This is a genomic window from Pseudomonas sp. (genome assembly GCF_048269965.1).
Classification (GTDB): Bacteria; Pseudomonadota; Gammaproteobacteria; order Pseudomonadales; family Pseudomonadaceae; genus Aquipseudomonas.
On the sequence record NZ_JBLWTV010000010.1, the window covers coordinates 146,635 to 160,217 of the forward strand.

Annotated in this window: 11 protein-coding genes and 1 pseudogene; 9 read left to right on the plus strand and 3 right to left on the minus strand. The window is 64.6% G+C overall.

The annotated features are described in order from the left end of the window. The first annotated feature begins 122 nt into the window (after window positions 1-122). The 9 genes from ACN0X6_RS13840 (at window position 123) to ACN0X6_RS13880 (ending at window position 9,422) form a co-directional block, all read left to right on the plus strand. Window positions 123-722 (plus strand): NUDIX domain-containing protein, encoded by a 600-nt coding sequence (locus ACN0X6_RS13840; RefSeq protein WP_417704717.1) that lies wholly within the window; start codon window positions 123-125, stop codon window positions 720-722. Beyond that, window positions 713-1,165 (plus strand): DUF1249 domain-containing protein, encoded by a 453-nt coding sequence (locus ACN0X6_RS13845; protein WP_417704719.1) that lies wholly within the window; start codon window positions 713-715, stop codon window positions 1,163-1,165. The genes ACN0X6_RS13840 and ACN0X6_RS13845 overlap by 10 nt, the downstream gene beginning before the upstream one ends. A 199-nt stretch (window positions 1,166-1,364) precedes the next feature. Continuing rightward, window positions 1,365-2,180 (plus strand): 3',5'-cyclic-AMP phosphodiesterase, encoded by an 816-nt coding sequence (gene cpdA, locus ACN0X6_RS13850; RefSeq protein ID WP_417704721.1) that lies wholly within the window; start codon window positions 1,365-1,367, stop codon window positions 2,178-2,180. A 61-nt stretch (window positions 2,181-2,241) separates the two neighbouring features. Beyond that, window positions 2,242-2,853: a YqiA/YcfP family alpha/beta fold hydrolase gene (locus tag ACN0X6_RS13855; RefSeq protein ID WP_417704723.1), complete on the plus strand. Its 612-nt coding sequence runs from the start codon at window positions 2,242-2,244 to the stop codon at window positions 2,851-2,853. A 15-nt stretch (window positions 2,854-2,868) separates the two neighbouring features. Continuing rightward, a complete protein-coding gene (gene parE, locus ACN0X6_RS13860) occupies window positions 2,869-4,767 on the plus strand; it encodes a DNA topoisomerase IV subunit B (protein ID WP_192980214.1) in 1,899 nt (632 codons plus the stop codon). Further along, window positions 4,767-5,750, plus strand: coding sequence for an esterase-like activity of phytase family protein (locus ACN0X6_RS13865; RefSeq protein WP_417704725.1), 984 nt, complete (start codon window positions 4,767-4,769; stop codon window positions 5,748-5,750). The genes parE and ACN0X6_RS13865 overlap by 1 nt, the downstream gene beginning before the upstream one ends. 35 nt (window positions 5,751-5,785) lie before the next feature. Continuing rightward, entirely contained in the window at window positions 5,786-6,271 is a 486-nt protein-coding gene (locus ACN0X6_RS13870; protein ID WP_417704770.1) for a retropepsin-like aspartic protease family protein, read from the plus strand. Window positions 6,272-6,278: 7 nt separating this feature from the next. Continuing rightward, a complete protein-coding gene (parC, locus tag ACN0X6_RS13875; protein WP_417704727.1) occupies window positions 6,279-8,528 on the plus strand; it encodes a DNA topoisomerase IV subunit A in 2,250 nt (749 codons plus the stop codon). 171 nt (window positions 8,529-8,699) lie between these two features. Continuing rightward, the gene (locus tag ACN0X6_RS13880) at window positions 8,700-9,422 is read left to right on the plus strand and encodes a PqiC family protein (protein ID WP_417704729.1); all 723 of its coding nucleotides are present in this window, start codon (window positions 8,700-8,702) and stop codon (window positions 9,420-9,422) included. A gap of 75 nt (window positions 9,423-9,497) precedes the next feature. On the opposite strand, the gene ACN0X6_RS13885 is transcribed toward ACN0X6_RS13880, so the two are convergent. From ACN0X6_RS13885 to hldE, 3 genes and pseudogenes are all read right to left on the minus strand, one after another. Continuing rightward, the gene (locus tag ACN0X6_RS13885; RefSeq protein WP_417704731.1) at window positions 9,498-10,709 is read right to left on the minus strand and encodes an acyl-CoA dehydrogenase family protein; all 1,212 of its coding nucleotides are present in this window, start codon (window positions 10,707-10,709) and stop codon (window positions 9,498-9,500) included. Window positions 10,710-10,723: 14 nt separating this feature from the next. Further along, window positions 10,724-11,994, minus strand: a pseudogene (locus ACN0X6_RS13890) (acyl-CoA dehydrogenase family protein). Between the two features lie 142 nt (window positions 11,995-12,136). Continuing rightward, window positions 12,137-13,558, minus strand: a complete 1,422-nt coding sequence (hldE, locus tag ACN0X6_RS13895) for a bifunctional D-glycero-beta-D-manno-heptose-7-phosphate kinase/D-glycero-beta-D-manno-heptose 1-phosphate adenylyltransferase HldE (protein WP_417704733.1) — start codon at window positions 13,556-13,558, stop codon at window positions 12,137-12,139. Window positions 13,559-13,583 lie beyond the last annotated feature (25 nt).

A 13,583-nucleotide genomic window follows, 5' to 3' on the forward strand; every position in this document is an offset into this window, starting at 1 on the left:
GAATTGTAAATGAGCATTTTGATCGGACTCGCGCACGAGCCGTTTTTTAACGCAGCATGAGCGAGCGCAGTAGTTTTCACACAGTCTGAGCTTGGCCCGTTACGACTATCTGGGGAGTTGCCATGGGCAAAGACGACATCGACATCATCGGGCGCGAGAACTGTTTTCGCGGCTTCTACCGCCTCGACCGGATCAAGCTGCGCCATCGCCAGTTCGCCGGCAACATGGGTCCGCAGCTGACCCGCGAGCTGTTCGTGCGCCACGACGCCGTGTGCGTGCTGCCATACGATCCGCAGCGCGACGAAGTGGTGCTGATCGAGCAGTTTCGCGTCGGCGCCATGGACAAGAGCGCCAACCCCTGGCTGTTGGAGCTGGTCGCCGGCCTGATCGACAAGGACGAGCAGCCCGAGGAGGTCGCGCGTCGCGAGGCCATCGAGGAAGCTGACCTGCCCCTGACTTCGCTCTGGCCGATCACCCAGTACTACCCTTCGCCCGGTGGCTCGGACGAGCGCGTGCACCTGTTCGTCGGGCGCTGCAGCAGTGAAGGTGCCGGCGGTGTGCATGGCCTGCCCGAGGAAGGCGAGGACATCCGGGTACAGGTGATGTCGCTGGAAGATGCCCTGGCTGCCGTGCGCGACGGGCGTATCGACAACGCAGCCAGCATCATCGCCCTGCAATGGCTGGCGCTGAACCGCGACGAAGTGCGGGGGATGTGGTCGTGAATCTGCTGCGCGAGCGCTATCGGGTCGACCTGGTCGAGCTGCAAGCGGCTTGCGAGGCCAACTACGCGCGCCTGATGCGCCTGCTGCCGCACATGCGCGAGCACACGGAAAGCCGCCGCGTGGCGCTGAGCCAGGGCGAACACCTGCTCGGCGTGCTGGCGCTGGACGTGCTGGAGAGTTGCCCTTACACCACCACCCTGTGCGTGCGCCAGGAACACAGCTTGCCCTGGCTACCGGTGCCGCAACTGGAAGTGCGGGTCTATCACGACGCGCGTATGGCCGAGGTCGTCGGCGCCGAGAACGCGCGCCGCCTGCATATTCGCTACCCCTACCCCAACGCGGCGATGCATCAACCGGACGAAAAGAGTCAGCTCAACCTGTTCCTCGGTGAATGGCTGAGTCATTGCCTGGCCTGTGGGCATGAGCCGCAGCCCGTGATGTAGGCCGACGATCAAGCTTTTCGATGCCGGGCCGATAGCGCGGCGTTGCATGGTTTGAGTGAGCAGCCCTGCCTGAGGGTTGTCACGAATGACGGCAAAAAGCGCTCCTGGCGTTTTTTCTGTGATCTGCGTCCGCTTCCCGGGTTTTCCCTTTGCTGCAGCAACCACCATAATTCACTCGATTGTGCCCTAGGAGACGGTCTTGCCGAGCCTGCCCACCCCATCCCCTGATTCCTCGGTACTGCTGGTGCAGTTGTCCGACAGCCACCTGTTCGCCGAAGCGGACGGCAAGCTGCTGGGCATGGATACGTGCGACAGCCTGCAGCGGGTGATCGAACGGGTCCTGCAGGAACAGCCGCAGATCGACCTGATCCTGGCTACAGGTGATCTCTCGCAGGACGGCAGCGAGCTGTCGTATCAGCGCTTTCGCCAACTCACCTCAGCCATCGACGCGCCGACTCGCTGGCTGGCCGGCAACCATGACGAAATCCCGCCGATGCAGGCCGCCTGCCAAGGCAGCGAGTTGCTGGAGCCGGTAATCGACCTTGGCGCCTGGCGCATCGTCATGCTCGACTCCTCGATTCCGGGTGCGGTGCCCGGGTTTCTTGCCGAGAGTCAACTCGAACTGCTCGAGCGCGCCCTTGGCGAAGCGCCGCAGCGCCATCACCTGATCTGCCTGCACCACCATCCGGTCTCCATCGGCTGCAAGTGGATGGAACCCATCGGCCTGCGCAACCCCGCCGCTCTCTTCGCTGTGCTCGACCGCTACCCGCAGGCGCGCGCCGTGCTCTGGGGACATATCCATCAGGAGTTCGACCAGCAGCGCGGCAATCTGCGCCTGCTCGCTTCGCCTTCGACCTGCGTACAGTTCGCGCCGGGCAGCGAGGAGTTTCAGGTGGACAGTGAAGCCCCCGGCTACCGCTGGCTGCGCCTGCATGCCGATGGCAGGCTGGACACCGGCGTATCGCGCGTCACCGGCATCCATTTCGAAGTGGACTACAGCGTCAAGGGTTACTGACATCCCCTCAATCAGCTTGAAGCTTGCAGCTTGAGGCCCCGGACGAGTAGCCTCCCGCTCCATGACCGCATCCATCCTCTATATACACGGCCTGAACAGCTCGCCGGCCTCGCACAAGGCCAGCCAGCTGAGCCGCGCCATGGCCCACCTGGGTCTGGCAAACCAGCTGCGCGTACCGGCCCTGCATCATCATCCGCGTCAGGCCATGGCGCAGTTGCAGGCGCTGATCAGCGAACTCGGCGCCCCGCTGCTGGTGGGCAGCTCCCTGGGCGGCTATTACGCCACGTACCTGGCCGAACAGCATGGGCTGAAGGCGCTACTGATCAACCCCGCCGTGCAGCCGCACCTGCGTTTCGACGGCTACCTTGGCCCGCAGAAGAACTACTACAGCGACGAGACCTGGGACCTTACCGAAGATCACGTCCAGGCCCTGGCCGAACTCGAGGTTGCACCGCCGAGCGACCCGGCGCGTTACCAGGTCTGGCTGCAAAGCGGCGACGAAACGCTCGACTACCGCGACGCCGAGCGTTACTACCGCGCCTGCGCCCTGCGCATCCAGGCCGGTGGTGATCATGGATTCCAGGGCTTCGCCGAACGCCTGCCGGCACTCTTCGCATTCGCCGGCATTAGCGCCACACTCTGGCGCGATACCGACTTTTCCGTATTCAATTGACGATCAAGAGACCCTATGGCCCAGCAGAACGCCTATAACGCCGATGCCATCGAAGTCCTTTCCGGCCTCGACCCGGTGCGCAAGCGCCCGGGCATGTACACCGACACCACGCGCCCCAACCACCTGGCCCAGGAAGTCATCGACAACAGCGTCGACGAAGCCCTGGCCGGGCACGCCAAGTCGATCCAGGTGATTCTCCATGAGGACAATTCGCTGGAAGTGCTCGACGACGGCCGCGGCATGCCCGTGGACATCCACCCGGAAGAAGGCGTGCCAGGCGTCGAGCTGATCCTCACCAAGCTGCACGCCGGCGGCAAGTTCAGCAACAAGAACTACCAGTTCTCCGGCGGTCTGCATGGCGTCGGCATCAGCGTGGTCAACGCGCTGTCGACCCGCGTGGTGGTCACCGTCAAGCGTGACGGCAACGAATACCAGATGAGCTTCGCCGACGGTTTCAAGGCCAGCGAGCTGGAAGTCATCGGTACGGTCGGCAAGCGCAACACCGGCACCAGTGTGCACTTCTGGCCGGACGCCAAGTACTTCGACTCCTTCAAGTTCTCCATCAGCCGTCTCAAGCATGTGCTCAAGGCCAAGGCCGTACTCTGCCCGGGCCTGAACGTCAGCTTCGAAGACAAGGCCTCGGGCGAGAAGGTCGAGTGGCATTACGAGGACGGCCTGCGCTCCTATCTGGTCGATGCCGTCAGCGAGTTCGAGCGCCTGCCGGCCGAGCCCTTCGTCGGCAGCCTGGCCGGCAACAAGGAGGCGGTGGACTGGGCCCTGCTGTGGCTGCCCGAAGGCGGCGACGCGGTGCAGGAAAGCTACGTCAACCTGATCCCCACCGCGCAGGGCGGTACCCACGTCAATGGCCTGCGCCAGGGCCTGCTCGATGCCATGCGCGAGTTCTGCGAGTTCCGCAATCTGCTGCCGCGTGGCGTCAAGCTCGCCCCGGAAGACGTCTGGGAGCGCATTGCCTTCGTCCTCTCGATGAAGATGCAGGACGCGCAGTTCTCCGGCCAGACCAAGGAGCGCCTGTCCTCGCGTGAAGCGGCGGCTTTCGTCTCCGGCGTCGTTAAAGATGCCTTCAGCCTGTGGCTCAACGCCCACCCGGAAACCGGCCTGGCGCTGGCCGAGCTGGCCATCAGCAATGCCGGCCGTCGCCTCAAGGCCGGCAAGAAGGTCGAGCGCAAGAAGATCACTCAGGGCCCGGCTCTACCCGGCAAGCTGGCCGACTGCGCAGGGCAGAACCCGCTGCGCTGCGAGCTGTTCCTGGTCGAGGGTGACTCGGCCGGCGGCAGCGCCAAGCAGGCACGCGACAAGGAGTTCCAGGCCATCATGCCGCTGCGCGGCAAGATCCTGAACACCTGGGAAGTGGACGGCAGCGAAGTCCTGGCCAGCCAGGAGGTTCACGATATCGCCGTGGCCGTCGGTATCGATCCCGGCTCCAGCGACCTGAGCGGGCTGCGCTACGGCAAGATCTGCATCCTTGCCGACGCCGACTCCGACGGCCTGCACATCGCCACCCTGCTCTGCGCCCTGTTCGTCCGTCACTTCCGGCCGCTGGTGGATGCAGGCCATGTCTACGTAGCGATGCCGCCGCTGTATCGCATCGACCTGGGCAAGGAAATCTTCTACGCCCTGGACGACGCCGAGCGCGACGGCATCCTCGACCGCCTGGTGGCCGAGAAACGTCGCGGCAAGCCGCAGGTCACCCGCTTCAAGGGCCTCGGCGAGATGAACCCGCCGCAGTTGCGTGAAACCACCATGGACCCCAACACCCGGCGCCTGGTGCAACTGACCCTGGATGATTTCGAGGGCACCCGCGAAGTGATGGACATGCTGCTGGCGAAAAAGCGCGCCGGTGATCGCAAGAGCTGGCTGGAAAGCAAGGGCAACCTGGCCGAGGTACTGGCCTGATGCGCAACCACCTCCTTGCACTGGGTCTGTTGGCCGGCGTCGCGAACGCCGAGCCGGTGGTGCTGGAAGAGCTGAAGCTGGAAGCCGAATACCCGGTGACGGACATGCCGGGCGGCAACCTCTCCGGCCTGGCCCTGTGCGGCGAAACGCTGTGGGCGGTTTCCGACCGTGATGACGACCGCCTCTATCAACTGCGTCGCGAAGACGGCCTGCTACGCGCCGAAGCAGAAACCTTCGTCGCCCCCGAACCACCCGAGAGTGCCCTGCCCTGGGGCCTGCGCATGCGCAACTGGGCCGCTGGCCTGGTGCGTGGCGGCAAGCTGGATTTCGAGGGAATGTCCTGCGACGCGCAGGGTAACCGCTACCTGATCAGCGAAACCCGCGCCGCCGTATTGCAGGTCGGCAGCAACGGCCATGCGCAGTGGCTCAACCTGCCGACCGGCCTGGTACGCCAGGCGCGCGCCAGCGGCATGCTGCTGCATTTCAACCAGGGCTTCGAAGGCATCGCCATCGACCCGGCGGGCGACCGCCTGTGGCTGGCGGCAGAACAACGTCGCCGTGGCCTGGCCGTGTTGCATCGCAACGGCAGCGGCTGGCGCTGCACGGGCGGCTGCGTGCTGACCAGCGAGAGCGGTGACGAGGCATCGCCTGAAGCGCTGGGCGGCCAGCCGGCACCGCGTGATTTCTCCGGCCTGGATTACTTCGAGGAAAAGCTCTTTACCCTGGAGCGCCAGGCCCATCGGGTCTGCCGACGCACCCTGAGCAACGGCGCCACGGAGATCTGCTGGTCGTTCGCAGCCGAGGCCTTGAGCGAGCCGCGCCGCTACGCGTCGAACTACGGCATGGCCGAAGCGCTGTGGATCGACAAGGACGGCGCCTGGATCGGCGTCGACAATGGTAGTCAGACCCGCGCCGACGGCGAAGAGCGTCCCATCGTCTGGCGTTTTGCCGCGCCCAAGGGCGGCTGGAGCCGACGTCCGTGAGTGACCAGACACCGGGCCGCCGCGCCGGACGAGTGATGCTGATACTCGCCTGGGGCGCCGGCCTGCTGCTGGCCACGCACTTCTTCGGTAACTGGGAAGATCGCCAGCGCAACCCGAACCAGGCGCCGCAGTCGGTGCATGGCGATGGTTTCGTCGAGGTGAGCCTGGCCAGTAGTCGTCAGGGTCATTACCTGGTCGATGGCCAGATCGATGGGCATGACGTGACCTTTCTGCTCGACACCGGCGCCACCCAGGTGGCGATACCCAGCGCGGTGGCCGAACGTCTCGGCCTGCAACGCGGCGCCCCGATCATCATCAGCACGGCCAACGGCCGCGCCACCGGGCATCGCACACGCCTGGACAGCCTGCGCCTGGGCGATATCGAACTGCGTGACGTCGCCGCACTGATCGCCCCCGGCATGGACGGCGACGACGTGCTGCTGGGCATGAGTGCCCTGAAACAACTCGAATTCAGTCAGAAGGGCGGCACCCTGGTGCTGCGCCAATCAACCTTGCAATGAGGCCCGCATGAGCGAATCCCTCGATTTGAGCCTGGAAGGCGTTGAACGCCGTTCACTCGCCGACTTCACCGAGCAGGCTTATCTCAACTACTCCATGTACGTGATCATGGACCGTGCCCTGCCGCATATCGGCGACGGCCTGAAACCCGTGCAACGGCGCATCATCTACGCCATGAGCGAACTGGGCCTGGATGCCGACTCCAAGCACAAGAAGTCCGCGCGCACTGTCGGTGACGTGCTCGGTAAATTCCACCCGCACGGCGACAGCGCCTGCTACGAAGCCATGGTGCTGATGGCGCAACCGTTCAGCTACCGCTACACCCTGGTCGACGGCCAGGGCAACTGGGGTGCCCCGGACGATCCCAAGTCCTTCGCCGCCATGCGTTACACCGAGGCGCGCCTGTCGCGCTATTCGGAAGTGCTGCTCTCCGAACTCGGCCAAGGCACTGTCGACTGGGTGCCCAACTTCGACGGCACCATGAACGAACCGGCGACCCTGCCGGCGCGCTTGCCCAACCTGCTGCTCAACGGCACCACCGGCATCGCCGTGGGCATGGCCACCGACGTGCCGCCGCACAACCTGCGCGAAGTCGCGGCGGCCTGCGTGCGCCTGCTCGATGAGCCCAGCGCCACGGTCGAGCAGCTTTGCGAGCATATCCAGGGCCCGGACTTCCCCACCGAAGCCGAAGTCATCACGCCCAGGGCCGATCTGCAAAAGATCTACGAGACCGGCCGCGGCTCGGTGCGCATGCGCGCCGTCTATCGCCTCGAAGACGGCGACATCGTCGTCACCGCCCTGCCGCATCAGGTCTCCGGGGCCAAGGTGCTGGAACAGATCGCCGCGCAGATGCAGGCCAAGAAGCTGCCGATGGTCGCCGACCTGCGTGACGAATCGGACCATGAGAACCCGACCCGCATCGTCATCATCCCGCGCTCCAACCGCGTCGATGCCGACGAGCTGATGACCCACCTGTTCGCCACCACCGATCTGGAGTCCAGCTACCGGGTCAATACCAACGTCATCGGCCTCGACGGCAAGCCACAGGTCAAGGACCTGCGCACCCTGCTCAGCGAGTGGCTGGTGTACCGCGTCGGCACCGTACGTCGTCGCCTGCAGTTCCGCCTGGACAAGGTGGAGCGTCGCCTGCACCTGTTGGAGGGCTTGCTGATCGCCTTCCTCAACCTCGACGAAGTCATTCGCATCATCCGCACCGAGGACCAGCCCAAGCCGGTGCTGATGGAGCGTTTTGGCCTGACCGACGTGCAGGCCGACTACATCCTCGACACCCGCCTGCGTCAACTGGCGCGCCTGGAAGAGATGAAGATCCGCGGCGAGCAGGACGAGCTGGCCAAGGAGCGCGAAAAACTGCTGGCTCTTCTGGGCAGCGAAGCCAAGCTGAAGAAGCTGGTACGCAAGGAAATCATCGAGGACGCCGAGAAGTACGGCGACGATCGCCGCTCGCCCATCGTCGCCCGCGCCGAAGCCAAGGCCCTGTCGGAAACCGAGCTGATGCCGACCGAGCCGGTCACCGTGGTGCTCTCGGAAAAAGGCTGGGTGCGCTGCGCCAAGGGTCACGACATCGACGCCACCGGCCTCTCCTACAAGGCCGGCGACGGCTTCAAGGCAGCAGCGCCGGGCCGCTCGAACCAGTACGCAGTCTTTATCGACTCGACAGGCAGGAGTTATTCGCTCGCGGCCCACAGCCTGCCGTCGGCACGCGGCCAGGGTGAACCACTGACCGGTCGCCTGACACCGCCTCCGGGTGCGACCTTCGAATGCGTGATGCTGCCGGAGGACAATGCGCTGTACGTGATCGCCTCCGACGCGGGCTACGGTTTCGTGGTCAAGGGCGAGGATCTGCAGGCCAAGAACAAGGCGGGCAAGGCGCTGCTGACCCTGCCCAACGGCGCCAAGGTGGTCGCACCGAAGCCCGTCAGCAATCTGGAAGACGGCTGGTTGGCTGCGGTGACGACCGAAGGTCGTCTGCTGCTGTTCAAGGTCACGGATCTGCCGCAACTGGGCAAAGGCAAGGGCAACAAGATCATCGGCATTCCCGGCGAGCGCGTCGCCTCGCGTGAGGAATATCTGACCGATCTGGCCGTGCTGCCCAGCGGTGCCAGTTTGGTTTTGCAGGCCGGCAAGCGTACCCTGACACTCAAAGCCGACGACCTCGAGCACTACAAGGGCGAGCGCGGCCGCCGCGGCAACAAGCTGCCGCGAGGCTTCCAGCGTGTCGACCAGCTTCTGGTCGAATAGCGTCGGCAACACGCCTCGTTCTTCCGGGATATCCGCGCTACCAGCCAGCAGTCAAGGCTGGAGTCGTAGCGCGGTTTGACGGATGATACGCGCCCCGGGTCATGCGCAAATGACCCTCTGCATGATATGGGATCGATGTGCAACTGCCCCAGAAGCGGCTGCCTGGAATTAATGATGACTGTAGTACGCCCTGTGGCCCTGCTTATGACCGCGCTGCTCGTATTGAGTGGTTGCAGTCTGCTGCAGCAGAAGCCGGTGCCTCTTTACCAACTCGATAGCGGCAGCGCCGTAACGCCGACCCAGGACAACGGTGTGACCGTACTGGTCGGTCCGATCAGCGTGGCCGATTACCTGCGCCAGCAAAATCTGCTGCAACGTCAGGCTGATGGCAGCCTGGTGGCCGCGCATGACGCCCGCTGGGCCAGCGGCCTGGCCAACGATATCGACCAGCAGATGTTGCGCCAGCTGGCCTGGCGCCTGGACAGCCAACGCCTGGTTCTAGCCCCTGCGGCACCAGGCTTCAGTGCCGACGCCCAAGTCATGCTGACCATCACCCGCCTGGACTCGGGGCCGACTCAACCTGCCGTGCTGGAAGCCCAGTGGCGCCTGCTCGACCGCCGTGGACAATTGCGCGACAGTCGCCTGATTCGCCTGGAAGAGGCGCACGGCGGGCCCATGGCCGAGCAGGTCAAGGCGCAGAGTATTCTGCTGCAACGCCTGGCGGCTGAACTGGCAGTGGCCATTCAGCCCATCGCTGCAGCCGAGCCTACCCCAGAGCCGTCGCGCAAGAAGCCTCCGGTGGCCAAAGCCCAACCGCAGGAACCCTCCGCGGCCGAACCAAAGATCCCGGTGGCAGAACCGATCAAGATCGATACGGAAGTCTTCCGTTTCTAAGCAAAAGCCCGCGAACGCGGGCTTTTGCTTGTAGGGTGCGCCGTGCGCACCAGCGCTCGGCCGTGGCGTGCGGGCTTACTTGAGCTCGCTGGAACTCTTGCCCAGCAGACGCCGGGCGACGATCAGCAACTGAATCTGCTGGGTGCCTTCGAAGATATCGAGAATCTTCGAGTCGCGCGCCCACTTTTCCAGCAACTCATCCTCACCGTAGCCCAGCGCACCGGCCAGCTCCACGCACTTGAGCGTCACCTCGCTGGCCACACGGCCGGCCTTGGCCTTGGCGATCGAGGCCTCTTTCGAGTTGGGCAACTTGTTGTCAGCCATCCAGGCGGCCTTCAGCGTCAACAGACGCGCCGCCTCCCATTCCGCCTCCAGGCGATACAGTGTCGCCTCGGCATGAGTGACGGTCAGCAGCGGCTTGGCGTAATCAAGGCGGCAGCCCGCCCTGATCAGCAACTCACGCGTGCGCTCCAGCGCAGCACGCGCGACACCGACCGCCATGCCCGCCACCAGCGGCCGGGTGTTGTCGAAGGTCTCCATGACCCCGGCAAAGCCCTTCTGCACGTCGATCTCGGCGTTTCCCAGCAGGTTGGCCGCTGGTACCCGACAATCGCTGAGGCTGATCGAAGCCGTATCGGATGCCTTGATCCCCAGCTTCTTCTCCAGCCGCGTAACCGTCATTCCCGCTGTGCCCTTCTCCACCACGAAGGATTTGATCGCTGCACGCCCCAGGCTTTTGTCCAGCGTGGCCCAGATCACCACGGCATCGGCACGCTCACCGGAGGTGACGAAGATCTTCTCGCCATTGAGAATGTAGTGATCACCGTCGCGCACCGCCGTGGTGCGGATCGCGGCCGAGTCAGAGCCGCAACCGGGCTCGGTAATGGCCATGGCCGCCCAGGCCCCGGCGAAACGCGCCAGTTGTTCGTCATTGGCCACCGCCGCGATGGCTGCGTTGCCCAGGCCCTGGCGTGGCATGGCCAGCAGCAGGCCGACATCGCCCCAGCACAGCTCCATCACGCCGAGCAGCGCTGCCATGTTGCCAGCGTTCTCGTTGCCTGCCTGCTGTTCGCGTGCAGCCCCGCGCTTGCTGGCCGAGCCGGCACCGACTGCGTCGGGCGAGCCTTCGTTCATGCCATCGAGCAACGCGGCGAGCAGATCCAGCTCCTTGGGATAGGCGTGCTCGACCTTGTCATACTTGCGCGAGATCGGCCGGAAGTAGTGCTTGGCCACCTGCTGCGCCTGCTGTTGCAGGCCGTGGAATTTACGGGGGGTTTCCAGGTTCATGCTTGTCTGCCTGTTCAGAGATGAAGGCCGCCAGCGAGCACTGCCAAGCTGCGCAGGTCGCGATACCAGCGCTCGACCGGGTGTTCCTGAGTAAAACCATGCCCCCGAGCAGTTGCACCGCATCGGAACCGATCTTCATCGCCTTATCCACACAGAGCAGACGTGCCAGATAGGCCTCACGGCGCAGCGGCAAACCGGCCTCGGCACGGGCGCAGGCCCGCCAGAGCAGCACGCGCATGGCGTCCAGTTCGATGGCGATGTCGGCCACCATGAAGGCCACGCCCTGGCGATGACTGATCGGCTCGCCGAACGCGTGGCGCTCGTTGCAGTACCTCGTCACGTAATCCAGTGCCGCCTGCGCCGTACCGACTGCAAGGGCGCAGAATGCCAAGGCCGAGTAATCGAGGAAGGTCAGAAAGTCGAAGCCATCGCCTGCCAGGCGGCACTCGCTCGACACCTTGACGCCTTTCAGTTGAATACGCGCCAACCCACACGCCTTGAGCCCCATTCCCGGTTCGGCACGGCGGCTGACGCCTTTGCTCGCCGCATCGACGATAAATAGCGCCGGGCCATCAGTTGCCTGGGCACTTACGATCAATCGACTGGCAGCCAGACCGGCGATGACCAGCGCCTTCTCTCCATCGAGCAGATAGTGCGTGCCGCGCTTGCGCGCCCGCGTCGCAGGCTGACCAGCATCGGTCAATACGCCGGGCTCAGTGACCGCCAAGGCGAAGGCTGGCGCACCTTGCTCGCTGACGAATGCCGGCAACCAGGCAGCCTGCTGCGCCGAGCTTCCCCAGCGACGAATGCAATTGGCTGCAGACAGCGGCACCAGCAAGGCGGCGGCCAGAGAAAAGTCGCCCTGCGCCAGGCTATCGGCGATCAGCGCGTTGCTCAGCACGGTGCGCTCCCCAGCAAGACCACCTAGTGCCTCGGCAACACCATAGTGCGCCAGGCCCAGTTCATGCGCCTGATTGAGCAGTGCTGCCGGCACGTGAGCCTGGGCATCGGCCTCGTGCGCGGCCGGGCGCAGAACCTCCAGTGCGAAGCCCTGGAGCATGTCCACCAGCATCTGCTGTTCTTCGGTCAGCGACAGGTCAAACAGGTCATCGGCTGCAGGGCGCGGCCTGTTGCGGGTGCCGCCGGCGGCCAGGCGAAAACTGGCGCGGCTACCGCTGTAGACGAGCTTCTCGAAGGATTTGCGTACCTTGAGGCGGTCTGGCCAGTCAGCCTGGGCCAGCTTGCTCAGTACGTTCAGGGCCTGGCCCTGTGTATCGACGATCATGGCATCTCGCTCCACGTGAGGGATGCCATCGATGATGCGCTGCCGACTGGCACACGCCTATGACCCTCAAGACGCGGCGCGGCGGCAATCGGGTCAAGCCACGGACAAGCTGAGCAAGGTCTGCGCCTTGCTCAGCCAGCGGTCACTTGCTGCGAATCTTCTCGACGATAGCGGTGGTCGAGCTGTTTTCCACCAGCCCCAGCACACGTACTACGCCGCCATGGGCCTGGACGATATCGGCACCTACCACCTGATCGATGCCGTAGTCGCCGCCCTTGACCAGCACATCCGGCAGTACCTGTGCGAGCAGGCGCTCGGGCGTGTCTTCAGCGAAGCTCACCACCCAATCCACCGCACCGAGACCGGCGAGCACGGCCATGCGCCGATCGACGGCGTTGATCGGACGTCCAGGACCTTTCAGACGGCTGACAGAGGCATCATCGTTGATCGCCACGATCAGGCGGTCACCCTGCGCACGGGCCTGTTCCAGATAGGTCACATGGCCGGCGTGAAGAATGTCGAAGCAGCCATTGGTGAACACGATCTTCTCGCCATGGGCGCGAGCGTCCTCGATGGCGATCAGCAACTGATCCAGGCTCAGTACGCCACGCTCGGAGCCTTCTTCGCGCTGCACGGCGCGGCGCAGCTCGGGCGCGCTGATCGCTGCAGTGCCCAGCTTGCCGACGACGATGCCGGCAGCCAGGTTGGCCAGAGCCACCGCCAGCGGCAACTCCTCACCAGCAGCGATGGACGCTGCCAGGGTGGAAATGACCGTATCGCCTGCACCGGTAACGTCGAATACCTCGCGGGCACGGGCTGGCAGATGCAACGGGGCGTGCTCCGGGCGCAGCAGGGTCATGCCGTGCTCGCCACGAGTTACCAACAGCGCGCCCAGCTCCAGTTCGCGCATCAGCGTGGCGCCCTTGCTGACCAGCTCGGCCTCATCGGCGCACCCCCCCACGATGAGTTCGAACTCATGCAGATTGGGCGTGATCAGGCTGGCTCCACGGTAGATGGAGAAGTCCTTGCCCTTGGGATCGGCCAGCACCGCAATGCCCTTCTTGCGCGCGGCCTGGATCAACACCTGATGATTCTGCAACGCACCCTTGCCATAGTCCGACAGCACCAACACCTTGATCCCATCGAGCAACCTATCGACCTCACGCGCCAGGGCCGCGGTATCGGTGTTGAAAGGCTCTTCGAAATCCATGCGCAGCAGTTGCTGGTGACGGCTCATCACCCGCAACTTGACGATGGTCGGCCGGCTGTCATGACGCTGAAAATGTGCATCCACACCCGCACCACGCAGGCTGTCGCTCAGGCTTTCAGCGGCTTCATCATTGCCGGTCACGCCAACCAGCAAGGCTCGCGCGCCGAGCGCGGCGATATTCAGGGCCACGTTGGCAGCACCACCGGGACGATCCTCGATCTGCTCGACACGCACCACCGGCACCGGCGCCTCAGGAGAAATCCGTGAGGTGCCGCCATGCCAATAGCGATCGAGCATCACGTCGCCCACCACCAGAACGGCGGCTTGATCGTAACGGGGCATGGTCAACTTCATGTGAACTCCGGGGGCCTTAGTCTTG